The sequence below is a fragment of the Corynebacterium tapiri genome, from assembly GCF_006334925.1.
Lineage (GTDB): Bacteria > Actinomycetota > Actinomycetes > Mycobacteriales > Mycobacteriaceae > Corynebacterium > Corynebacterium tapiri.
Window position 1 is genome coordinate 1 of record NZ_VDHJ01000019.1, and the last position, 20,060, is coordinate 20,060.

The window sequence follows — 20,060 nt, forward strand, 5'->3', positions numbered from 1 at the left end:
GTGTGCCGCACGAAAACACATGAGAATATTTTGTTCGCGTTCATTATGCAGTGTCTGACACGACACAGCACCTGGTCTTTTGTATGGCGGGGTTGTTGTTCTGTGGTTGTGTCGGTGGTTGATGGTGGTGGGGAAACGCCCGGTCCCGTTCCGAACCCGGAAGCTAAGCCTGTCCACGCTGATGGTACTGCACTCGGGAGGGTGTGGGAGAGTAGGTTACCGCCGACCAAAAAGAGAGATAAGTGAATATGTGTGTGGGGTGGGGTTAATTGACCAGTGTGTTGGTTGTTAACCCCACCCCATTTTTGTATGCGTGGATAACATCACACGCACCAGAGCGCGTGATATCTAGATGGCGAAGACCGATGTTTCCGGCAGCGTGAAGTGTCGCGCAGTACCGTCGACTGGGTCTGTGAACTCCAGCTGGGTTGCGCATAGCCGCAGGGGCACTGAGTAGTCTTCTGCCTCAGGAGGCAGCGGCGTGGGGTAGCCGTTATCGCCAAGAATTGGTGCTCCAGCGAGGTGCATATGCAAGCGGAGTTGATGGGTTTTACCGGTTGCGGGTTTAAGTGTGTACAGCCCGAGAGTTCCGTGTGTGTTGTGGACCTGTTGAAGGCGCGATTCCACTTCAGGTTCTAATCGCTGGACGTTGTGCAAAAGGGTCTCTGCGTTAACTGGACCTTCTCCGGTGCGGGCTTGAAATTGCCCAGGAGTCTTTTCGATGCGATTTCGCCACCACAGCGGTGCCTGGGTTGCTAGATCTTCTGAGTATCGTGCGACCGCTACGTAGGTCTTGGACGCTTGACGTTGCGCGAACAGAGTTTGATAAGCGCCGCGGAATTGCTGTGCTTTAGTGAATAGCAAGAGTCCAGACGTTAAGCGGTCTAGACGGTGGGCAGGGGAGAGTTCGTTGTTCCCCGTGCTTCGGCGCAGACGTACCGTAGCTGTCTCGGTAATGTGCTGAGCACGCGGCATTGTCGCTAGAAATGGCGGCTTGCTCACCACGAGTATCCGGTCGTCTTCATAAACAGTCTGAATCTCGTAAGGGACGGGCACTTCAGGTGCTGGAATGCGGTAGAACCACATGTCTTGGCCTGCGTTTAACGGAGAAATAAAACTCAGTCTGTTGCCCCGAGAATCGACAACCTCGCCATTCTCAAATCGTCGCTGAATGGCAATGTGATTGTCCTCGGGGTGCCGGTGGCGCTGGGCGTCGATAAGCGCAGTTAAGAACTCCCCGGCGGTGGTGTCAACGTCGGGACGTGCGCGGGAAGGATTAAGCCCGTTAACGATGGGTAATGGTCGCGAGATGCGCTGACGGTGGTCTATAGTTTTTCTCCATGAACTTTGATGCAATCGTTGCGCCCATCGCGGAATTCTCTTCAACCGACGCAGGGCAGATCGTCACCCAGGTCCTGCGCTTCTTCTACGAGCTGGCTTCTCCGTCAAACGCGGATGCTGCTCAGCTGGCTAAGGACGCAGCTTAAGCCTCCACAATAACCCAGGGTTGCCTAGGGGTACGGGCGTACACTGGTAGTCAAAGGCACTAAGGCCCCGTTTCCTGAGGAAAGGACCCATCATGGCCAAGGAAGACATCGTCGTCGTCGCGGTAGACGGTTCACCCGCATCAGAGAATGCGGTCAAGTGGGCCGCCAACACCGCTAACAAGCGGGGAATCCCACTGCGCCTGGCCACCAGCTACACCATGCCTCAGTACCTCTATGCAGAGGGCATGGTTCCGGCAGACGAGCTGTTTGCGGAGCTGCAGAACGAGGCCATGGTCAAGATCGAGAAGGCCCGCGAGATTGCTCACGAGGTTGCCCCGGACATCCTGATCGGACACACGATCGCGGAAGGCTCTCCGATCGACATGCTGCTCGAGATGAGCCGCGAAGTCACCATGCTCGTGCTTGGCTCCCGAGGCCTGGGCGGGCTGACTGGCATGGTCATGGGCTCCGTCTCGGCGGCAGTGGTGTCTCACGCTGAGTGCCCGGTGGTCGTGGTTCGCGAAGACAACGCAGTCACCGAGCAGACCAAGTACGGCCCGGTGGTCGTGGGTGTTGATGGCTCCGACGTCTCCCAGAAGGCCACGGAGTACGCCTTCGCGGAGGCAGAGGCTCGCGGGGCGGAGCTCGTGGCCATTCACACGTGGATGGACGTGCAGGCGCAGTCCTCGCTTACCGGACTGTCGTCTTCGCAGGGACGCTGGGACGAGATCGAAAAGGAGCAGATCGACGTTCTCACCGAGCGCGTCAAGCCGCTCCAGGAAAAGCACCCCAACGTGCAGGTGAAGAAGGTCATCGCCCGTGACCGCCCGGTGCATGCGCTTGCCGACGAGGCCAAGGGCGCCCAGCTCCTGGTCGTTGGATCGCACGGCCGCGGTGGCTTCAAGGGCATGCTGCTGGGTTCCACGTCCCGTGCGCTGCTGCAGTCGGCGCCCTGCCCAATGATGGTTGTGCGACCGGAAAGCGCGTAAACCAATAACCTTAACCCGCTGCGTTCCCCTACCGAAGGGAATCGGCGGGTCTTTCTGTATTTCGCCCCAAGTTGGGGGTAGACGGTAACGATCAGGTGGAGACCTGGTGACTTTTGGGGTAGAAAGAAGCGCCGGGTGATCAATACATATAAGATCACGCATAAGCCCTTGCTAGGGGCAAAAATAACGTTACTAACAAGGAGAAAACTATGTCTCTCGGTATGGGCATCATCGGTTGGATCATCATCGGCGGCCTCGCTGGCTGGATCGCTTCCATGATCAAGGGCAAGAACGCTCAGATGGGCATCCCGGCCAACATCGCAGCCGGCGTCGTCGGCGGTCTGCTCGGCGGCTTTGCACTCAAGCTCGTTGGCGTTGACATGTCCAACGCTGGCTTCTTCTCCAGCTTCCTCACCTGCCTGGTGGGCGCTGTGGTCGTCCTGACCATCCTCAACATGATCCGCAAGTAAGCACTAGCGCGGAATTACATTCGACGCCGTCTTGTCCTCATACGAGGACGGGGCGGCGTTCGTGTATCCAAAGGACCCCTGAACGACACGAAAACGAACCGGTTTGTCTATATTTGAGGACACCAGAATCGTTGAAGAAGGGACTGGGCTCGTAGTGGCAACCGATGGTGCGAAAAAGAAGAGCGTGAGTAAGCGGCGCAACCGCCCCAGCCCACGCGAGCGCCTCTTGGCATCCGCGACCCACCTCTTCGCCACCGAGGGCATCCGCGTCATCGGCATTGACCGCATCCTGCGCGAGGCAGATGTGGCTAAGGCCTCCCTGTATTCCTTGTTTGGATCCAAGGACAACCTGGTCATCGCCTACATCGAACAGCTGGATGCGCAGGCGCGCGAGAAGTGGACAACGCGCACCGCAGAGATGACAGACCCCATGGACAAGATCCTGGCGTTCTTTGACATCGTCATCGAGGAAGAGCCGGAAAAGAACTTCCGGGGCTCCTACTTCCTCAACGCCGCAACGGAATACCCTCGCCCGGACACCGAGTCGGAGACCGGCATCGTGGAGGCCTGTCTGGAGCATCGCCGGTGGATGCATCAGACCATGACCTCGCTGCTCAATGAAAAGAACGGCTACCCCTCTGCCACTCAGTCCAATCAGCTGCTCATCTTCCTAGATGGAGGGCAGGCAGGCGCCCGCCTGTTGCGCGATTCCGCGCCTCTTTATACTGCGCGGGATCTGGCTCGCCAGATGCTCAACGCGCCCCCGGCTGACTATTCCATCTAGCGCTTGCGGTGCCTTCCGCCCTTCTGCTTCTTGGGCGGAGTGCCCTGTTGGGCTCTGAGCTCGCGACGCTCGGCCGCGCGCTCTTTCATGAGTTCTGATCGAGCAGTACTGCGAGCCTTATTGGCCGCTTTCTTGCGCTCCTTGTCCTCCGCACGCTGCTGAGCATCTGCGGCGATACGGTCCTTCTGGCGCTGTTTGAGTTGCGCACGGGCGTCGCTAAGCGAAACCCCCTGGGACCGAGCCGACCTCACAAAAGCCTTGTCCTCGGCCTTGCGCGCCTTCTTCTCCGCCTTCCGCGCCTTGAGCAGGTCCTTGCCCGCCCGGCGGTGGGCGTGGTGGCGCTCGTCTTCGGGATATTGAAACTCCAGGATGGTGTACATGGCCACCGTTTGCACCAGAGTCCATAGGTTAGAGCCGATCCAGTACAGGATCAGGGCCAGCGGGATCGGGCCGGTAGAACCAGCGCTAAACAGCATGAAGGGCACGAAGAAGATGAGCACGAGCATGAAACGCGCGGTTCCACGGGTGACCGCAGAGTGGTAGTCCATGTAGCGGTAGACGTAGTACACGGAGACGATCAGGCTGAGCGTGGTGAGCACGCAGGCGGTAATCAACAGCGGCATAACGACGCCGTTCGCCTGCTGGCGACTGATACTCAGGGCGTCTAGCTGGGCATCGCTCATCGCCAGGTAGGTCTGCAACGGAACCCCGCGCACGTGGGCATCCATGAATTCCTGGACGTCTCGTGCGCTAAGAACCCCCACGCCACCGAATGGTCCGCGGTGTTGGGCGAGTGCTGCTGGTTGGGACATCCACAGCAGGAGCCGGTAGAGGCCCAGAAGTACGGGAATCTGGATCAGCGGGGGCAGACATCCTGCCGCGATGCCGTAGTTGTAGCGCTGATGCAGTTCCTTTTCCGCTTTGAGGTACTCCCGCGCGTCCTCCGGATCACTCGAGGACCCCAGGCGTTGTTGAAGCTCGGCCTTTTCTGGACGCATCAACGTGCTGGCGTGAGCGTTCTGGCGCTGCCGCCAAGAAATCGGCAGCAGGAGCAATCGCACGGTGACCAGAAGTCCGACCACGGAGATGAGCCAGGACGCGGAGGAACCGAACCCCAAAGCGGACACGACCACATGCCATAGCTTCATCACCGCGGAAACGGGATAGGCGAACAACTCAAGCATGCGAATTAGCCTATCCCAGTGGGATAAGCTTGGCCCTTGTGGCAGAAGCGATCCCCCGGCACCGGGCCCGAAGCACACAACGCCGTCGACAGCGCCCCGGTTTCCTCGATGTGGCCGGCGAGCTTTTTGTGACGCTAGGCGTGCTACTGCTTCTGTTCGCCTTCTACGAGGCCTTCTGGACCAACGTGCGTTCTGGTCAGTTGCAGGACCAGGCCAACCACGCTCTCCAGGAGAGCTGGGATTCCGGGCAACGCATCAACCCGCGTACGTATAAGAACGGCGCGCAGGGGGCTGCTTTCGCCCGTCTGCACATCCCCGCCTACGGTTCGGACTGGAACTTCGCCGTCATGCATGGCGTGGATGACACCACGCTGCTTTCTGGTCCGGGACATTATGAGCAAACCCAGGGCCCGGGGCAGGCCGGAAACTTCGCGCTGGCGGGTCACCGCGTGGGTAAGGGAGCGCCTTTCAACGATCTGGGCAAGCTAGAGGCATGCGACGCCATCGTCATCGAGACAGCCTCAGAATGGATTACCTATCGCGTGATGCCGATGAGCCAGGACGCAGCCGCGCGCCAGCAGCAGTCGCACTGCTTGAGCCCCGAACAAGCGCAGCGCGTGGCTACGGGCGACTACGCGCATGTCCTCGGCCGCCACATCACGCTGCCGGGGGACGTCGGGGTCATCGCACCTCTTCCCGGCACCGAACTCGGCGTGAGCCAAGACCTAGAGGGTGTCTTGACCCTGACCACCTGCCACCCGCAGTTCTCTAATGCGGAGCGAATGATCGTGCATGCGATGAAGGTGGCCGTCGAACCCAAGAGCGAGGGTCAACGCCCCGCAGTGTTGAAGGAGTCGTAGACCATGTATCGCTGGCTATTGAGCTTTATCCCGGGACCCTGGTGGGTGCGCGCTCTGGTGACGCTCGCGCTGCTGGTAGGAACCTTCTTCCTGCTCATGGAGGTCGTCTTCCCGTGGGTTTCGAGCATCATGCCCTACACCGACGTGGCGGTCTAAGCCCTACAGCCCGAGGTTGTTAATCACCTGCCCAGCCACCTGCTCCGGCTTAAACGACTGCCCCTGGTTGCTGTAAACAACCACTGCGGTCTTTCCCTTTTGGACCGCATACACCGAGCCCTCCACCCCAGGGACCATGCCCTCACCAGCGCGGCCTCCCATCCAGCCGGCAGGCTGATCCGCCGGCTCTGTGGTGGAGATAGGAGCAGCCGTATCCACCACGGCGATCGCGTCGGCCTCGGTGGGCATGTGGCGCACAATGACCTCCAGCTGCGGGGCCTCCGGGTAGGAGAAGTACACGCAGGCCGGGGGATCGAAGCGCGTGTCCACATCCACCCCGGTGACGCGCTGACCATTGGTATCGGCAACCCACTGCGTATCCAAGTAGGGGCACTCATTGAAGTTGGTGCGCTGGCCTACCGGCCGGGTATCCACCGGCAGATCTGCGCCCAGTGCGGGTGCTTGTTCTGGTGCTGGCGCGGAATCTGGCGCGGAAGCTGAGGCGGTTGGTGTGCCGTCTTCGGCGGGCACGGGGACGTCGTCAAGCGTGGAACACCCACTCAGTGCCAAGGCGCAGCAAACGGCAAGGGTCACAGTAGGCTCACACTTCATGAGCACCAGCTTAAACTCCCTTCTGAACACCCGTGGCGTCGGCGGTTTCGCAGGTGAAGACGCCATGCGCAGCGGGATTCACATTTTCACCGCGGTGCTGTTGTTGGTTGCTATTGCCACGTCGTTCCAGATGTCGCTTGTCGACGCCGCACTCAACCTCATCGTCATCACGGCTTTTGCGGCGGCGTATTTCTTGGGCTCCATCAGCGTGGACACCTGGTCAGAGACCGCCCGCCAGGGGTGGATGGTGCTGCTGACCGGATTGTGGATCGCGGAGATGTTCGTGGCGCCGGTGGGCGTGTACCTGGTGTTCACGCTGTACTTTGTTTACCTGCAGCTGCTCGACGACACAGCCGGTGTGATGAGCGTGCTCTTTGCCACCTCAGTGGCAATCATCATGCAGATTCCCGGAGGGTTGACCTTCGGCGGCCTCATGGGGCCGGCAGTCTCCGCAGTGGTCTCGCTGGCGATCCACTTCGCCTTTCGCACCCTCAGCCGAATCAGCTCGGAGCGCGAAGTGCTGTTGCGCCAGCTCATGGACACGCGCGAGCAACTGGCCCGGTCCGAGCATGAGGCCGGGGTTATTGCGGAGCGGCAGCGTTTGGCGCATGAGATTCACGACACGGTCGCGCAGGGATTATCCAGCATCCAGCTGCTCCTGCACGCGGCGGAGCGGGAGCTCAAGACGCTGGATCAGCCGCAGGTGGCCGCAGCCATCACGCGTATCCAGCAGGCGCGCTCGGCCTCCTCGGACAATCTCGCCGAGGCTCGCGCCATGATCGCCGCGCTGCAGCCGGCCAGCCTGGAGGACGGGACGCTCACGGCGGCCTTGCACAGACTGGCGCAGAGTCTGGGGTCCGCGGGGCAGCTGGACATCTCGGTCGAGGTCGACGGGGATCCCTACGACCTGCCCATGGGAGTGGAAGCGGCGCTGTTGCGCATCGCTCAAGGAGCGGTGGGGAATGTGGTCAAGCACGCCCAGGCCTCCAAGGCCCGGATCACCATTACATATGGGCCGGGGGAGGTGCGCCTGGATGTCGTGGACAACGGGCGGGGATTCGATCCCTCGGGTGTGGATCCGCAGTTTGGACACGTGGGCCTGGATGCGATCCGGCGGCGCGCCGCGGAGCAGGGAGGACGCGTGGAGATCGAGTCCGCGCCGGGAGGCCCCACCGCGGTGAGCGCTGCGCTGCCCACGGCTTAAGGGTGTGCTGGAGGGCTGCGTTAAAGTGACAAGCATGATTCGGGTTTTGCTTGCCGACGACCACGAGATTGTCCGCCTCGGTATTCGCGCCATCCTGGAGGGCGCCGAGGACATTACCGTCGTGGGGGAGGTCGCTACAGCGGAGGCCGCGATCTCGGCGGCCAAGGCCGGGGGCATCGACGTGATCCTGATGGACCTGCGCTTTGGCGCCGGAGTGGAGGGCACCAAGGTGACCAATGGTGCCCAGGCAACGGCGGCAATCAAGTCAGCTATGGACAACCCGCCAAAGGTCCTGGTGGTGACCAACTACGACACGGACGCGGACATCCTGGGTGCCATCGAGGCCGGCGCCGCTGGCTACATGCTCAAGGACGCCGAACCAGCCGAGCTCATCGCGGCAGTGCGTGCTGCCGTGGAGGGGGATTCTGCGCTGTCGCCCGTGGTGGCCGATCGCCTCATGACTCGCGGTCAAACCCCGCGGATGTCGCTGACCCCGCGCGAGCTCGAGGTCTTAAGCCTGGTGGCCGCGGGATCCTCCAACCGGCAGATCGGCGAGGAGCTCATGCTCTCCGAGGCGACTGTGAAGTCTCACCTGGTGCACATCTACGACAAGCTCGGGGTGCGCTCGCGCACCTCGGCCGTCGCCGCGGCGCGTGAACGCGGAGTGCTTTAGCGACGGCCGTTGGCGTCGCGGTACGCCTGAATGATCTCGTTGGGGATCTTGCCGCGAGAAGCCACGGTGCGGCCGGTCTTGGCTGCCCAGGCGCGCACATCGCGGGGGTTGACCTTGTCGCTCTTCTCGGCTGCAGCTGCCGGGGAGGCAACCTTCAGGAAGGGCTCGAGAGCGTCGAAAAAGCGCTTCTCATTCTCCGGGGAGAGGTCGAGTAGGTAGTCCTTGCCGTCGACGCCGAAGCGGACCACGCGCAGCTGGTCCTCGGACAGCTCGGTGCCATCTAGATCGTCGTAGAACTGAGTGATCTTCTTGCGGGACATTGTGTTCCTCCACGTGCTGGATAATTATTTCGCTGGGATTTGCTCTGTGATTCAGGACTCCAATTTCATGAGTGTGGAAGGCACACGGAGAAAGTCTTGAGTCCCATTCAAGATAAATGCAAAATCCTTTAGAAATCAAGTGGAAATAGCCTAAAGGTCCTCACCCTGAATTTACGATGTGTAAACGCTGCTAGGAAAATTACTGCCTAACACTTTTGGGGGAAGAAAAATCCGCCCAGGCAGCCTGAGTTGGCGCCTAAGCGGACAATCCTTTTCGCGGAAGTCCCGCGGGAAAACTAACGGCGCGTGAGTTCCGCCTGAATTTCCTGGGTCACACGATCGATGTCAACGCTGATGGCGTGATGAGCGCGACGACGCTGGTCAGGGGTCATGAACTCAGCGTTGTTGGTGGCGCGGTGTAGGGACTCGAGCTGCTCGTCGAGGTCACGACGCAGACCTGGGCTCACGGAGGACTCCGGAAGGGAGTTGCGGATGCCCTGAATGCGGGCCTGCAGGCCGGCACCGTGGCCACTGAACTGGGCAAGCTGATCGCGGGTAACACCGGCGCGGCGAGCGCGCTTCTCCTGAGTAGTATCGCGCAGCTGCGTGATGCCGCGGTAAATCAGCGGCAGCAGGACGGGTGCTGCCATGCGTCCGGCGCGGATGTAGCGGTCGACAGAGTCCTTATTAAACTTGCCCGCCTTACGACGCTCGTATTCCGTCTTAGCCAGCTTCAGCTCGTGCTTGCGCTGATTCTTTAGGCCCTTCTTTTCGGCCTTAATAAGATTCTTTTCCAGTTTGGTTAGCAATTCCTCGCGGCGGCGCAGGTGCTTTGCCGATGCCTTAACTTCCTGGCGAGCCTGCGTCTGCGCGGCCTTAATCGCCTGTCGATTCTTAGCCAGGGTCTTGTTGATGCTGCCGAGCACGCCCATGGTCAAAAAGTCCTTTCACTCCAGATTGCAAACGGTTGCCACATAAAGTCTGCATAAGAAACTTTGCACCCCAACCCTACCCGCGAGGCCGGGAATCGGGGCGCACGGCTATCCTTGGTCAATCGTGGGACGAAGGGACAAGCCCGAGACGGCGATCACTGCCAGCGATCTGGTGGGATGTCGTTTTCGTCGTACGCAGCGCCTCACGCACCCCGAAATAGCCCCGCTGCCGGCGGAACTCGAGCGCTACGAGCGCAAGCTCGACGCCCGCCAAGAGTTCCTCACGCTTCTGCCTACCCGACGTGGCCTGGGAGATGGGCGCTCGGTGCCTTTTGTCCGCATCGACGTCGACGGGACCGCGGGCATCCCCGAGCTGACCACGCTCGAGGGGCTGGCGCAATCTGCTGACCTGATCACTGGCGCGGTCTTCGAGCAAGACGGTTGGCGCGTGCGCGTAGATGCCCTGGTGAAGGTGGAATCAGGCGGGTACGCACCGATCATCGTGTCCAACCACCGCGTCGCCCGGCCGAGCCGGAGTTCCACTACCCCGGTGGTGGCTACGAACCGGCTGGGGCTGTCCCGCCCCTTGGCGGCGCCTTTCAAGCGACGCAACCACTCCACGGACGGCTATCGCCTGGCTATGGCGGCGCGCGCTCTGAGCGGTGTGGGCCTTGACTCAGGTCTCGGCGGCCAGGTCGGGCAGGATCGCGGGCGCGTCTTCATTCAGCCCACCGCGCCCCTGCAGCCAGGGTTAGAGCGTGCCTTGGCGGCAGGTTTTGCCATTCAGCCGCGCCGACTCAAGGAATGCGCTACCTGTCGCTTTTGGCCGCTGTGTGAAGCCGAGCTGCTTGCCACCGACGACATCAGCCTGGTCGTCCCCGGCGATCGCGCCCGCAGCTTTCGCGAACGCGGTATCACCACCGTGGAGTCGCTTATCGACGCCTCCGAAGGCGAACCCAGCCTGCTCGCCCAGGCCTGGCGCGACGGCATCCCCTTGCTCAAGCGTGAGCCCTCCGTCAGCTTCGGCATGGCAGACGTGGAAATCGACGTGGACATGGAGGCCTATCTGGACAAGGGGGCTTACCTCTGGGGAGCCTTTGACGGCGAGCGCTACCACGGCTTTGCCACCTGGCAGCCGCTCGATTCCGTGGCGGAGGCAGAGAACTTTGCCCGCTTCTACGGCTGGCTCATGCAACGCCGGGACGCAGCCCACGCGCAGGGCTTGAGTTTTGCGGCCTATTGCTACTCCGCCCACGGAGAAAACCACTGGCTCGTGGAGAGCGCACGCCGCTTTCACGGGAAAGTCCCCGGCGTGCCTAGCGAGGCTGAGGTGCAAGCTTTTATCGCCTCGGAGGAGTGGGTGGACGTCTTCGCTGCGGTCCGCCGCCAGCTCTATGGGCCGGGAGGGGTGGGCCTGAAAGTGGTCGCGGCGCAGGCTGGTTATCAGTGGGCTGATGAGGACGTGGCCGGTGAGGAGTCGGTTTCGCTGCGGCGTATCGCCGTCGGGCGGGGAGCAGACGCCGAGCAGGCGCGGCAGCGCTTGCTGCGTTACAACGAGGACGACACTCGCGCTACCGCCCAGGTGCGTCACTTCCTGCGCGCGGGCGCGCCGGGAATTAAGCAGGAACCACGCTAAGCGTCATTCCCTGGGTGCGATGCCCGGCGATGGTGCACCATCCTTCCAGGGGCTCGGCCACGGGCCCGACCTCGATGCGGGCTGACTGCCCTGGGGCGAGGCGTCCCGAATGGGCGCGGCCCTCGATGATGAGGTCATGATCCATGTCCGAGGCATTGGTCAGCTCGATGACCAGGGAATTGCCGCGAGGCACCACTAGCTCATTGGGGCTAAAGGCCATGTGTTCCATGGTCACCGCGATGGTGGTTGTCTGCCCCGTGCTGGGCGCTGAGCTTGCTGTGGTCGACGGGGTGGACCGTGGTGCGCCGCCAAGCCCGCCGAAACACGCCACCACGAGCGCGACTAGGGCGAGCGCGAGACTGAGCTGCTGCCACCCGCTGTGGGACTCCCGCGGCTGAGGTGCTGGAGATTGCTTCCGGATCACCGCCAGCTGCGCGCGAGCTCCCCGCGCCGTCAGGGGCACGAAGGCTAGCAAAGCCCCGATGGCCAGCAGCGAGGCGAGAACGCGCAGCCACGAGGACTCGGCGGCCAGCCAAATCAGCAGGCCCAGATTGGTCAGGGTGCTACGAAACACGCCGCCTTTTTGTGTGAACTGCATGCCCGCGCGTACCGCCCCGGGACCGCCTCGCATCGTGGTTGGCAGCAGGTAGCACATCACGCCCACGAGCAGCTGTGCGGCAAAGCCTACGACCAGCGCGATAGTGGGAATCGGCACCGAAGTACCAGCTGCCGCATGCCCGGTAACGAAGGCAAGGGTGCCCAACAGCCAGATCGTGGCAGCCAGGACGCTCAGGGCCGAATAACTTATGCGGTCACGCGGATCGCGCAACACCTCGGATACGGCAGTCAGCCACCCCACGCACAGCCAAGCCCACCCGGCAAGGATGAGTACCAGTCCGCTTACAACGATCGCGTGGACCCCGGCGACTGCACCGGCTCCGGAGGCGATGACACCGAGCGTGAGCAGGCCCAGCGCCCAGGCCTCGCCAGAACCGGCGGAGCGAGTACGCCAGATCGCGGGGAAGAGCACAGTCAAGGTCGCGGCGGCGGTCAGCCCCACGAAGCCGAACACGTTGATGATCACGTGGGCTTGCCGCAGATGGGAGTGTGTCTCCGCAGAGACACCCAGGGCCATGAGGGATCCCACCACAGCGCCGAAAGGTAGAGCCAGGCTGGCCACCGCGTAGGACGCAACGGCGGGGGCATGGCGGGGCGATTGTCTGCGTGCCGCCCAAGCCTGCCCCATGATGACCACGGCGTGCCAGGTGCAGGCCACCGCGATCGCGGCAGGGCCGGCGACGACCAGGGTGTTGCGGATTATTGGGGGCAGGGGAGCGTCGATAAGCAATTGCCCCACGAGCGTGAGAATGATGCCCGCATTGAGCAGGCGGCTGCGCAGGAGTTGGGCGGGCCGGCGAGACTCGTCGAGGCGGGTGTGGAGGAACTTTTCGGTGAAGTGTTGCGACCACACCAGGATTGAGTTGGTCAGGACGCCGAGGGTGAAGGTGTGGATGAGCACCCAGCGGTAGTTCGGCAGCGCGGGGTGGACAAGTCCGGCGACTACGAGGGCACAGATCCACAGGGTGACTGGGCGTGACAGGCGTCGATGCCAACTTGTCTTCATGCCCACCCAGCATAGGGAATTAGTACGGAACAAGCCGAATTAATCCCGGTGGTTGGGGCATAAAAACCGCCCGGCCACTCCCCTCGGGGAGCCTAGGCGCGGGCGGTAAGAAGAGCCTAGTTAGCGGGCCTACTTCTTGGCAGCTGCGAAGCGCTCTGCAACGTCGTCCCAGTTGAAGACGTTCCAGACGGCCTTGACGTAGTCGGCCTTAACGTTCTTGTACTGCAGGTAGAAGGCGTGCTCCCACATGTCCAGCATCAGCAGCGGGGTGAAGTTGATGGAGGTGTTGCCCTGCTGGTCGGTCAGCTGCTCGATGATGAGCTTGCCGGCAATGTGGTCGTAACCAAGGACAGCCCAGCCGGAGCCCTGCAGGCCGGTGGCAGCAGCGGAGAAGTGAGCCTTGAACTTCTCAAAGGAGCCGAAGTCCTTAGCGATGGCCTCAGCCAGCTCACCGGTGGGCTCGCCGCCACCGTTCGGGGAGAGGTTCTTCCAGAAGATGGAGTGGTTGGTGTGGCCGCCCAGGTTGAAGGCCAGGTTCTTAGAAAGGGCGCGCACGCGGTCAGCGTTAGCCTCGCCGTCGCGCTCTGCCTCCAGGGCGTCGAGAGCGGCGTTAGCGCCAGCAACGTAGGTTGCGTGGTGCTTGGAGTGGTGCAGCTCCATGATCTCAGCGGAGATGTGGGGCTCCAGTGCGTCGTAAGCGTAATCCAGCTCCGGAAGCTCGTAGGTAGCCATGTGGTTGGTTCCTTTCGTTGATGTGTTTTGTCGACGCGTCCTCGTCGGCGCGCTACGGCCCCACTATAGGCATTTTTGAAACTTCGGCAATGAAATATTCGCGCCGGGGTTATTGTTGCTGGCACATAAACCCAATATCTATTCACTTTCTCACCAGAAAACGAGGCCCGATCATGCCGTGGATGTTCAAGCGCACACCGGAACTAGTCGCTGCCGAGGACGCACTGAAGGGCGGTAGTGCGCCCGTGCTGGAGAACCCACAGCCGCATACAGTCTTGGGCACCCCGATCACGGGGCCGTGGCGCGAAGGGCAGAAGTCGGTGCTGATCGGAATGGGATGTTTCTGGGGAGCGGAGAAGCATCTCTGGCTTCTCGACGGCGTGGAGTCCACCTCGGTGGGATACGCCGGCGGAGTTACCCCCAACCCGACGTACCGGGAGGTCTGCACCGGGCGCACCAACCACACCGAGGTCGTGGAGGTGGTCTACGACCCTAAGAAGATCACGCTGGAAGACATTGTCGCCGTCGCGCTCGAGGACCACGACCCCACCCAGGGATTCCGGCAGGGCAACGATGTGGGAACCCAGTACCGCTCCGCCTTCTACACAGTCGGCCCGGACGCACAGGCAGACAAGGAGGTCATTGAGCGCATGGTCGCTGACTACGGCGAGCGCCTGCAGGCCGCAGGCTACGGCGCGGTGACCACGAAGATTGCCACCCTGGACGAGACCCCGGCAGGCGAGTACTACCGGGCGGAGGACTACCACCAGCAGTACCTGGACAAGAACCCCGACGGATACTGCCCGACGCATGCCACGGGTGTGGCCTGCCGCCGGCCGGGCGCTTAGGGGCCGGGGTTAGCGCGGGGTGAACTCCAGCTGATCAAGTGAAGTGATCTCGCCGTGGCCAGCACGGTTGAGATGCACCGCGCGCATCCCGGCGTTCCGGGCACCGGAGACATCGTTGCGCTGACTGTCCCCGATGAGCACGCACTGTTCGGGCTGAGCCCCCATGGCTTGGGCAGCACGTTCATACGACTGCGGCTGGGGTTTGGCAGCACCTAGCCCCACGGCGGTCAGCAGCGGCATGTCTTCTCGTGCGAGGCCAGTATCGGCCAGCTTGGCTCCCTGCATCTTTGGTTCACCATTGGTGAAAATCCCCACAGCTCGCCCCGACCCGAGCGCGCGATCAAGCGCAGGGGCGGCGTCGCCAAAAGCGCGCCAAGCAGCCCGGTAGTGGCGCAAGTAAAGCTCGTACACCTCGAGCGCCTCGTCGTCGGTGAGGTCCCTGCCGGTGAACTCGCGGCAGCGGCCGATGCGCTGGGCAAGGTGGGTGATCTCTGACCGCTCGAAGCGGGTGAACCAGCGCTTTTCTATCCGGAACCACGTTCGGACGATCTGGTCATCACGGCCCCGAATGCCTAATTCCCGCGCGAACTCTAACGCCCCTTGGCGGGCAGCCTGGTCGTGGTCGAGCAGGGTTCCGTCGAGATCGAACAAGACAGTGGTAATCGAGGCGTCGATAAGCACAACCCTCAATCTAGCTAACGCTCGATGTGGTCCTGGTAGAGCCATTCCTCGATCGCATCGGCGGCGGCCTCGCTGAGCTCGAAGGCGGCAGTATCGCCGAGCACAGCCTTCCAATACCAGAGCATCTCCACGTGGTACTGGTGACCGTGCCCGCCCGGCACATCCAGGCAGGTCAACTGGTCCAAACCCACCTGCCAGCCCGTGATAAAGGGCGCCCAGCGCATGTACTGAAACACATCCACGTGTTGGGCTGCTGGGGCGCTCTGGCCACGCGCGCCGGGTTCGGTGAGCCAATCCGGGCGGCGGACAAAGAGCTCGGGATGCCAGAAAACAATGGGGTCGGAGGCGTGCTGGGCAAAGACCACGCGTGGATGCCGCCAGGGCTGCGCGTAAGGCGTACCGGAAAAGTCGTGCTCTAGATGATCGGGTGTGGCGCAGAAACGCACGTGCTGTCCGGCGTGGACAATCGGCAGGCGCTCGGGCGAACCGTGATCGCGGGCCTCGGTCAGGCTACGAAGCATGTGGGTAAAACGCGGAGTACCGGAGAATACTGCCCCGTCGACGCGGGAAAGCAGGTCATCGGCGGATCCAAAGGAGTCGGCGATGCCATAGGCGCCGAGGGACTCTCCGGAGACATAGAACCGGGGCGGGCAATCGAGCGTGCCCAGGCGTTGGATGATGGCGTCGATGAGCAGCCGGGAGGACTCCACCGGCGAATCATGGTCCGCTACATAAGACAGGGCTGAGGGCAGGTAGGAGTACTGCAGCGCGACTGTGGCGCAGTCGCCGCCGGTCAAGAACTCGAATGCCCCCACGGACCAGTCGGTTAGCCACCCGGTGCCCGCTGAGGTCATCATCACGATCGCGCGGCGATCCCAGGCGCCGGTACGATCCATCTCTGCCAAAGCGAGCTCCACCTGGTCTTGGAACGTGCGCCCTTCATCCAGGCCGATGAAAACGCGGATCGGCTCGCGAGCATCCTTCACTGGGGTCAGCCGGGCGATATCGGCGGCGCGCGCCCCGCCGGAGAGCAGCGCCCTCCCCTGTGAGCCCACCACGGACCAGCTCTCCAAGGAATCCGGAGACCCGGAGCGCTCGGGCTCGGCAGGCTGGGAGCTGCCCGGAAAGACCGCCTCATCGAGCGCACGGGCCTTGCGGGCAGCCTGATTGAGCAGAGAACGCACGATGACACGATCGGAGGCCAGGTAGACCACGGCCCCAAAACCGAGGGAGGCCAGCGGCCAGCTAATGAAGGGCGGCAGCCAGCGACGCAGCTCGTGGTTGAACCGGTCGATGGAAGCCTGGCTGCCCTCGGCGATGAGGAGAATTGCGCCGTAACCGAGCGTGCCGCTTAACAACCCAGCCAGCGCATCGCGGCTGCCGCGCTTTTCGGGTGCATTGATAAGGCGGGCCTGCTCATCCTGGCGCCAGAGCGCTGCGGCAATAGTCAAGACGGTGGTGGAGGCCATCGCGATGTGCACTGCCGGGCGGAAATCCCGCTGGAGGCGGAGGGATTTTGGTGAACCGGAGGCGTCGATAAGCGCGCGCCCCACGAAGTCGATCGATGTACCCACCGCGTGCCCCACTCCCTGGCAGACGGCGACGTTGGCCGCGGTCACCCACCAGGGGCGAGGCAGAAGGGAAGGGGAGACGGCTAGCCAGGTGGCGGCCTCGGCGCCGAGTATTCCCGCGCTGAGGTTGCTGGGTAGCTTGCGACGGCGGCGCATGCGCACACCAGGCAGGAGGTCGCTGTAGAGCTCCAAGCCATAAAGTGCCAGGTTAAGGGCGGTAACTCCGATACGTGCCAAGCGGGGTTTCACAGGCGTTATAAAAGCAAAGAATGACCTTGCTCGCAGGGCTTCACATTTTGGTTAGCAAAGGAGCATGATTGGAGATGTACCAAACAACCCATGCCAGTTGAAGGGAAAGTTGTGAAGACGTCCGTGGGAAACAAGGTCGTTCTTATCGGTGCTGGAGATGTTGGAGTGGCCTACGCGTACGCGCTGGTCAACCAGGGAACAGTGGATCACCTGGCCATCATCGACATTGATGAAAAGAAGCTGGAAGGCAACGTCATGGACCTCAACCATGGTGTTGTTTGGGCTCCTTCGCGCACCCGGGTCACCAAGGGAACGTACGCGGACTGCGAGGACGCCGCAATGGTGGTCATCTGCGCAGGTGCCGCACAGCGTCCGGGTGAGACCCGCATCGACCTGGTGGGTCGCAACATGGAGATCATGAAGTCCATTACGGAGTCGGTCATGGCCACCGGCTTCGACGGCATCTTCCTGGTGGCCTCCAACCCTGTCGACGCCCTGACCTACGCCGTCTGGCGCTACTCCGGGCTGCCGAGTGAGCGCGTGATCGGTTCGGGAACCGTCCTGGACTCCGCCCGCTACCGCTACATGCTCGGTGAGCTCTTCGACGTCAGCCCGACCTCCGTTCACGCCTACATCATCGGTGAGCACGGCGACTCCGAGCTGCCCGTCGTCTCCTCCGGCATGGCCGCGGGTGTTTCCCTGGCTACCCGCGCTGAGGAGGAAGAGGGCTTCAGCGAGCGCATCGGTACGATCTTCGAGCAGACCCGCGACGCCGCCTACCACATCATCGACGCCAAGGGCTCGACCTCCTACGGCATCGGCATGGGCCTGGCCCGCATCACTCGTGCGGTGATCCAGAACCAGGACGTACTGCTGCCGGTCTCCGCACTCCTCGAGGGCCAGTACGGCCACGAGGACATCTACATCGGTACGCCGGCGGTCATCGGCCGCGGCGGAATCAACCGCGTGGTGGAACTGGAGCTCAGCGAGAACGAGAAGAAGCAGTTCGACGCCTCCGCCGACATGCTTACCGAGATCGTCCGGCGCTTCTTCCCCTAAGGTTTGCCCTGCGTTCATCTGGGCTTCCGGGTGGCGTTAATGTCCATCCGGCAGGCTGCACAGTGTGTTGATTGAGAGTGGAAGTGGCGGCTCTGCAGAAACCGAGTCTCTCGGTGGTTGGTTCGCCGGCTTCCGCTCTCACTCGTCGTGCCGGAAAGGAAAGACGGACATGAAGGTCGTCGCGCACCGCGGCAACGCCCCAGGATATGCCGAGCTCACCCGGGCGGCATTCGAAAACACCCTGGCCATGCCCATTCACGGTGTGGAGTGCGACGTTCGTCTGTGCGCCAGCGGTGAGCTTGTGGTGCACCACGACCAGCGCATTGGCCGCACCGCCGTTGACGTCCTGGCGGCCGGCCCGAAGATTTCCACCCTCGCCTTGGCTGAGCTGCGCGAGTTCAACGTCGGCTCGGAAGACAATCCGCAGTGCATCATGACTCTGGACGAGCTCCTCGAACTGATCGTGGACGCCGGGGACAAGCACCTCTACCTGGAGATCAAGCACCCCACGCGCTTCGGTCGCATCACCGAGGAACAGGTGGTGCGCAGCCTGACCTACGCCGGGCTTATCGACGACCCCCGCATCCACATCATCTCGTTCTCCAACGCCTCGATGCGCCGCATGCGCCAGCTGGCGCCGCACATCGACCGCTTCTACCTGCGCCGCCAATGGGAGCTGCGCTACAACCCCAAGGACATCCGGTTGAGCGCCCCCACCGGACTGGGCCTGTCGGTGAACACGGCACGCGTGCGCCCAGACCTGGTCGGTGCCGGCGGGTTGCCCACCTACATGTGGACTGCCAACTCGCGTGCGGATCTCGAGTTCGCCCACCGAGTGGGTGCCGACATTGTGGCCACCGATAATCCCGCCTTAGCCCTGGACGTTTGTAGCGAGCTCGCTTCGGTACATTAGGGCGCATGGCCAAGAAGAATCGCAAGAAGGACCAGAACCTGCCTGAGGGCATGAGCCGCCGCCAGGCCAAGCTCGCTGCCCGCGCCGCCGAGCGCGCCGCCCTGGAGAAGGATCCGCGCCCCTACGCCGGCCTGCAGGCCGAGGCGGACCTGGTTGCCCTCCAGGAGTTTGTCCCCTCCGCCACTACGCCCCTGACCGTCAATGGGCGCCAGGTGCTGCTGGGAACCGTCCTGCCCGGAGCGGGTGCTGCCCTGGTACGCGAAGGATCCGGCGACATCCTCGTCGGGTTGCAGGTGCAAAAGCGCTCCCACAACCCGGGCCGCGACCTGGCGTACGCCCTCAACTGGGCCGTGCAGGCTCAGCCTGGGGAGACGCTGGAATCGACGGTGGCCAACGGCTCCGAGCCCGCGATTGCTGAGCTTATCGACGCCTCCGCCAACCTGGACATCACCGTCCACGACAACTTTGACTGGTGGACCGCCGAGGGAGACAAGGTGCCCTTCGAGTTCGCCCAGGCCGTTCAGCAGGCCAACGACTCGATCGCGCTGACCCGCCGGGTCACCGCGGACGTGGACGGCTCCGCGTGGTGGACCAACCCGGGTGGCGGCAAGGCCTACATCCGCTGGGTGCGTACCGACGATGAGGGTGCCCTCCTGGCAGCTCTCGCCCGCGTGGCGGCACGAGGTGAGCTCCACCTCGGCGAGAACACCAAGTTCGCTGGTGTATTCCGCACGCACGGCCTGATCGTTCCGGTCTTCGACCTCCACGAGACCGAGCGCGACGCCGACTCCTACAACGCGGAGCTCGAGCGCGTGAACCAGGCGCTATCCGCCGAGGTGGCCAACGACGCTCAGCTGAGCGCCGACGAGCGCCGCCAGCTGGAGAACATCAAGTCCCGCCAGGTGACCATCCGTTAGCGCGGGGCTTTCAGGGGATTGGGGGCTGTCGGCTTGTGCTGACGGCCCCTTTTTTGGTGGGAAGTGCAAATGTTTACACGACGGTGGATGTCAACCTGTTTGGAGTCACTGCACCCCCACAAGATTGATACCCACCTGCTCAGCAGGCCCAGCAGCAAC

22 protein-coding genes and 1 rRNA gene are annotated in these 20,060 nt (G+C 62.6%); 14 read left to right on the forward strand and 9 right to left on the reverse strand.

Annotated elements, in window-relative coordinates; all coding sequences use genetic code 11:
* Window positions 1-110 precede the first annotated feature (110 nt).
* A 5S ribosomal RNA gene (gene rrf, locus FHE74_RS10135) occupies window positions 111-228 on the forward strand.
* Window positions 229-348: 120 nt separating this feature from the next.
* On the opposite strand, the gene FHE74_RS10140 is transcribed toward rrf, so the two are convergent.
* On the reverse strand, window positions 349-1,356 hold the full coding sequence (locus FHE74_RS10140; RefSeq protein ID WP_425456350.1) for a pseudouridine synthase: 1,008 nt from the start codon (window positions 1,354-1,356) through the stop codon (window positions 349-351).
* Here FHE74_RS10140 and FHE74_RS10695 point away from each other — a divergent pair.
* The 4 genes from FHE74_RS10695 (at window position 1,341) to FHE74_RS10155 (ending at window position 3,730) form a co-directional block, all read left to right on the forward strand.
* Window positions 1,341-1,487: a hypothetical protein gene (locus FHE74_RS10695; protein ID WP_180339748.1), complete on the forward strand. Its 147-nt coding sequence runs from the start codon at window positions 1,341-1,343 to the stop codon at window positions 1,485-1,487. The genes FHE74_RS10140 and FHE74_RS10695 overlap by 16 nt on opposite strands.
* Before the next feature lie 92 nt (window positions 1,488-1,579).
* Entirely contained in the window at window positions 1,580-2,476 is an 897-nt protein-coding gene (locus tag FHE74_RS10145) for a universal stress protein (RefSeq protein ID WP_139466401.1), read from the forward strand.
* A 209-nt stretch (window positions 2,477-2,685) separates the two neighbouring features.
* The gene (locus FHE74_RS10150; RefSeq protein ID WP_139466402.1) at window positions 2,686-2,946 is read left to right on the forward strand and encodes a GlsB/YeaQ/YmgE family stress response membrane protein; all 261 of its coding nucleotides are present in this window, start codon (window positions 2,686-2,688) and stop codon (window positions 2,944-2,946) included.
* A gap of 154 nt (window positions 2,947-3,100) precedes the next feature.
* Window positions 3,101-3,730, forward strand: coding sequence for a TetR/AcrR family transcriptional regulator (locus tag FHE74_RS10155; protein ID WP_139466403.1), 630 nt, complete (start codon window positions 3,101-3,103; stop codon window positions 3,728-3,730).
* On the opposite strand, the gene yidC is transcribed toward FHE74_RS10155, so the two are convergent.
* Window positions 3,727-4,914 (reverse strand): membrane protein insertase YidC, encoded by a 1,188-nt coding sequence (gene yidC, locus FHE74_RS10160; protein ID WP_139466404.1) that lies wholly within the window; start codon window positions 4,912-4,914, stop codon window positions 3,727-3,729. The genes FHE74_RS10155 and yidC overlap by 4 nt on opposite strands.
* Before the next feature lie 38 nt (window positions 4,915-4,952).
* Here yidC and FHE74_RS10165 point away from each other — a divergent pair, with 38 nt between their 5' ends.
* Together FHE74_RS10165 and FHE74_RS10700 are read left to right on the forward strand one after the other, a co-directional pair.
* Window positions 4,953-5,774, forward strand: a complete 822-nt coding sequence (locus FHE74_RS10165) for a class E sortase (RefSeq protein WP_246049286.1) — start codon at window positions 4,953-4,955, stop codon at window positions 5,772-5,774.
* Window positions 5,775-5,777: 3 nt separating this feature from the next.
* Window positions 5,778-5,930, forward strand: a complete 153-nt coding sequence (locus tag FHE74_RS10700; RefSeq protein WP_180339749.1) for a hypothetical protein — start codon at window positions 5,778-5,780, stop codon at window positions 5,928-5,930.
* 3 nt (window positions 5,931-5,933) lie between these two features.
* Here FHE74_RS10700 and FHE74_RS10170 read toward each other — a convergent pair whose 3' ends face one another.
* On the reverse strand, window positions 5,934-6,542 hold the full coding sequence (locus tag FHE74_RS10170; RefSeq protein WP_139466405.1) for a DUF2020 domain-containing protein: 609 nt from the start codon (window positions 6,540-6,542) through the stop codon (window positions 5,934-5,936).
* Here FHE74_RS10170 and FHE74_RS10175 point away from each other — a divergent pair.
* Window positions 6,541-7,746: a sensor histidine kinase gene (locus tag FHE74_RS10175; protein WP_246049287.1), complete on the forward strand. Its 1,206-nt coding sequence runs from the start codon at window positions 6,541-6,543 to the stop codon at window positions 7,744-7,746. The genes FHE74_RS10170 and FHE74_RS10175 overlap by 2 nt on opposite strands.
* Before the next feature lie 34 nt (window positions 7,747-7,780).
* Window positions 7,781-8,419: a LuxR C-terminal-related transcriptional regulator gene (locus tag FHE74_RS10180; RefSeq protein WP_139466406.1), complete on the forward strand. Its 639-nt coding sequence runs from the start codon at window positions 7,781-7,783 to the stop codon at window positions 8,417-8,419.
* Here the strand turns inward: FHE74_RS10180 and FHE74_RS10185 are convergent.
* Window positions 8,416-8,739 (reverse strand): histone-like nucleoid-structuring protein Lsr2, encoded by a 324-nt coding sequence (locus tag FHE74_RS10185; RefSeq protein ID WP_139466407.1) that lies wholly within the window; start codon window positions 8,737-8,739, stop codon window positions 8,416-8,418. The genes FHE74_RS10180 and FHE74_RS10185 overlap by 4 nt on opposite strands.
* 296 nt (window positions 8,740-9,035) lie before the next feature.
* Entirely contained in the window at window positions 9,036-9,671 is a 636-nt protein-coding gene (locus FHE74_RS10190; protein WP_139466408.1) for a DUF6474 family protein, read from the reverse strand.
* Between the two features lie 124 nt (window positions 9,672-9,795).
* Between FHE74_RS10190 and FHE74_RS10195 the strand changes: the two genes are divergently transcribed.
* Window positions 9,796-11,307, forward strand: a complete 1,512-nt coding sequence (locus FHE74_RS10195) for a TM0106 family RecB-like putative nuclease (RefSeq protein ID WP_246049288.1) — start codon at window positions 9,796-9,798, stop codon at window positions 11,305-11,307.
* Here the strand turns inward: FHE74_RS10195 and FHE74_RS10200 are convergent.
* Both FHE74_RS10200 and FHE74_RS10205 read right to left on the reverse strand, forming a co-directional pair.
* On the reverse strand, window positions 11,288-12,931 hold the full coding sequence (locus tag FHE74_RS10200; protein ID WP_139466409.1) for a cupredoxin domain-containing protein: 1,644 nt from the start codon (window positions 12,929-12,931) through the stop codon (window positions 11,288-11,290). The two genes, FHE74_RS10195 and FHE74_RS10200, sit on opposite strands and share 20 nt — an antisense overlap.
* 129 nt (window positions 12,932-13,060) lie before the next feature.
* Window positions 13,061-13,663, reverse strand: coding sequence for a superoxide dismutase (locus FHE74_RS10205; RefSeq protein ID WP_139466410.1), 603 nt, complete (start codon window positions 13,661-13,663; stop codon window positions 13,061-13,063).
* Window positions 13,664-13,836: 173 nt separating this feature from the next.
* Between FHE74_RS10205 and msrA the strand changes: the two genes are divergently transcribed.
* The gene (gene msrA / locus FHE74_RS10210) at window positions 13,837-14,511 is read left to right on the forward strand and encodes a peptide-methionine (S)-S-oxide reductase MsrA (RefSeq protein ID WP_139466411.1); all 675 of its coding nucleotides are present in this window, start codon (window positions 13,837-13,839) and stop codon (window positions 14,509-14,511) included.
* A gap of 9 nt (window positions 14,512-14,520) precedes the next feature.
* On the opposite strand, the gene FHE74_RS10215 is transcribed toward msrA, so the two are convergent.
* Together FHE74_RS10215 and FHE74_RS10220 are read right to left on the reverse strand one after the other, a co-directional pair.
* The gene (locus FHE74_RS10215) at window positions 14,521-15,192 is read right to left on the reverse strand and encodes an HAD family hydrolase (protein ID WP_246049289.1); all 672 of its coding nucleotides are present in this window, start codon (window positions 15,190-15,192) and stop codon (window positions 14,521-14,523) included.
* Between the two features lie 14 nt (window positions 15,193-15,206).
* Window positions 15,207-17,012, reverse strand: a complete 1,806-nt coding sequence (locus FHE74_RS10220) for an alpha/beta-hydrolase family protein (RefSeq protein WP_246049290.1) — start codon at window positions 17,010-17,012, stop codon at window positions 15,207-15,209.
* Window positions 17,013-17,123: 111 nt separating this feature from the next.
* Between FHE74_RS10220 and FHE74_RS10225 the strand changes: the two genes are divergently transcribed.
* The 3 genes from FHE74_RS10225 to FHE74_RS10235 all read left to right on the forward strand — a co-directional run bounded on the left by FHE74_RS10225 (window position 17,124) and on the right by FHE74_RS10235 (window position 19,901).
* The gene (locus FHE74_RS10225) at window positions 17,124-18,071 is read left to right on the forward strand and encodes an L-lactate dehydrogenase (RefSeq protein WP_139466413.1); all 948 of its coding nucleotides are present in this window, start codon (window positions 17,124-17,126) and stop codon (window positions 18,069-18,071) included.
* Window positions 18,072-18,240: 169 nt separating this feature from the next.
* Complete coding sequence (locus tag FHE74_RS10230) at window positions 18,241-18,984, forward strand: glycerophosphodiester phosphodiesterase family protein (protein ID WP_139466420.1); 744 nt, start codon at window positions 18,241-18,243, stop codon at window positions 18,982-18,984.
* Between the two features lie 5 nt (window positions 18,985-18,989).
* On the forward strand, window positions 18,990-19,901 hold the full coding sequence (locus FHE74_RS10235) for a DUF5926 family protein (RefSeq protein WP_139466414.1): 912 nt from the start codon (window positions 18,990-18,992) through the stop codon (window positions 19,899-19,901).
* The last annotated feature ends 159 nt before the right edge of the window (window positions 19,902-20,060 follow it).

Excerpts from the sequence above, each read along its gene's own strand:
- FHE74_RS10695 (WP_180339748.1), top strand. The coding sequence starts at position 1,341 with ATGAACTTTGATGCAATCGTTGCGCCCATCGCGGAATTCTCTTCAACC.
- FHE74_RS10145 (WP_139466401.1), top strand. The coding sequence starts at position 1,580 with ATGGCCAAGGAAGACATCGTCGTCGTCGCGGTAGACGGTTCACCCGCA.
- FHE74_RS10150 (WP_139466402.1), top strand. The coding sequence starts at position 2,686 with ATGTCTCTCGGTATGGGCATCATCGGTTGGATCATCATCGGCGGCCTC.
- yidC (WP_139466404.1), bottom strand. The coding sequence starts at position 4,914 with ATGCTTGAGTTGTTCGCCTATCCCGTTTCCGCGGTGATGAAGCTATGG.
- FHE74_RS10700 (WP_180339749.1), top strand. The coding sequence starts at position 5,778 with ATGTATCGCTGGCTATTGAGCTTTATCCCGGGACCCTGGTGGGTGCGC.
- FHE74_RS10175 (WP_246049287.1), top strand. The coding sequence starts at position 6,541 with ATGAGCACCAGCTTAAACTCCCTTCTGAACACCCGTGGCGTCGGCGGT.
- FHE74_RS10170 (WP_139466405.1), bottom strand. The coding sequence starts at position 6,542 with ATGAAGTGTGAGCCTACTGTGACCCTTGCCGTTTGCTGCGCCTTGGCA.
- FHE74_RS10180 (WP_139466406.1), top strand. The coding sequence starts at position 7,781 with ATGATTCGGGTTTTGCTTGCCGACGACCACGAGATTGTCCGCCTCGGT.
- FHE74_RS10185 (WP_139466407.1), bottom strand. The coding sequence starts at position 8,739 with ATGTCCCGCAAGAAGATCACTCAGTTCTACGACGATCTAGATGGCACC.
- FHE74_RS10190 (WP_139466408.1), bottom strand. The coding sequence starts at position 9,671 with ATGGGCGTGCTCGGCAGCATCAACAAGACCCTGGCTAAGAATCGACAG.
- FHE74_RS10200 (WP_139466409.1), bottom strand. The coding sequence starts at position 12,931 with ATGAAGACAAGTTGGCATCGACGCCTGTCACGCCCAGTCACCCTGTGG.
- FHE74_RS10205 (WP_139466410.1), bottom strand. The coding sequence starts at position 13,663 with ATGGCTACCTACGAGCTTCCGGAGCTGGATTACGCTTACGACGCACTG.
- msrA (WP_139466411.1), top strand. The coding sequence starts at position 13,837 with ATGCCGTGGATGTTCAAGCGCACACCGGAACTAGTCGCTGCCGAGGAC.
- FHE74_RS10230 (WP_139466420.1), top strand. The coding sequence starts at position 18,241 with ATGAAGGTCGTCGCGCACCGCGGCAACGCCCCAGGATATGCCGAGCTC.
- FHE74_RS10235 (WP_139466414.1), top strand. The coding sequence starts at position 18,990 with ATGGCCAAGAAGAATCGCAAGAAGGACCAGAACCTGCCTGAGGGCATG.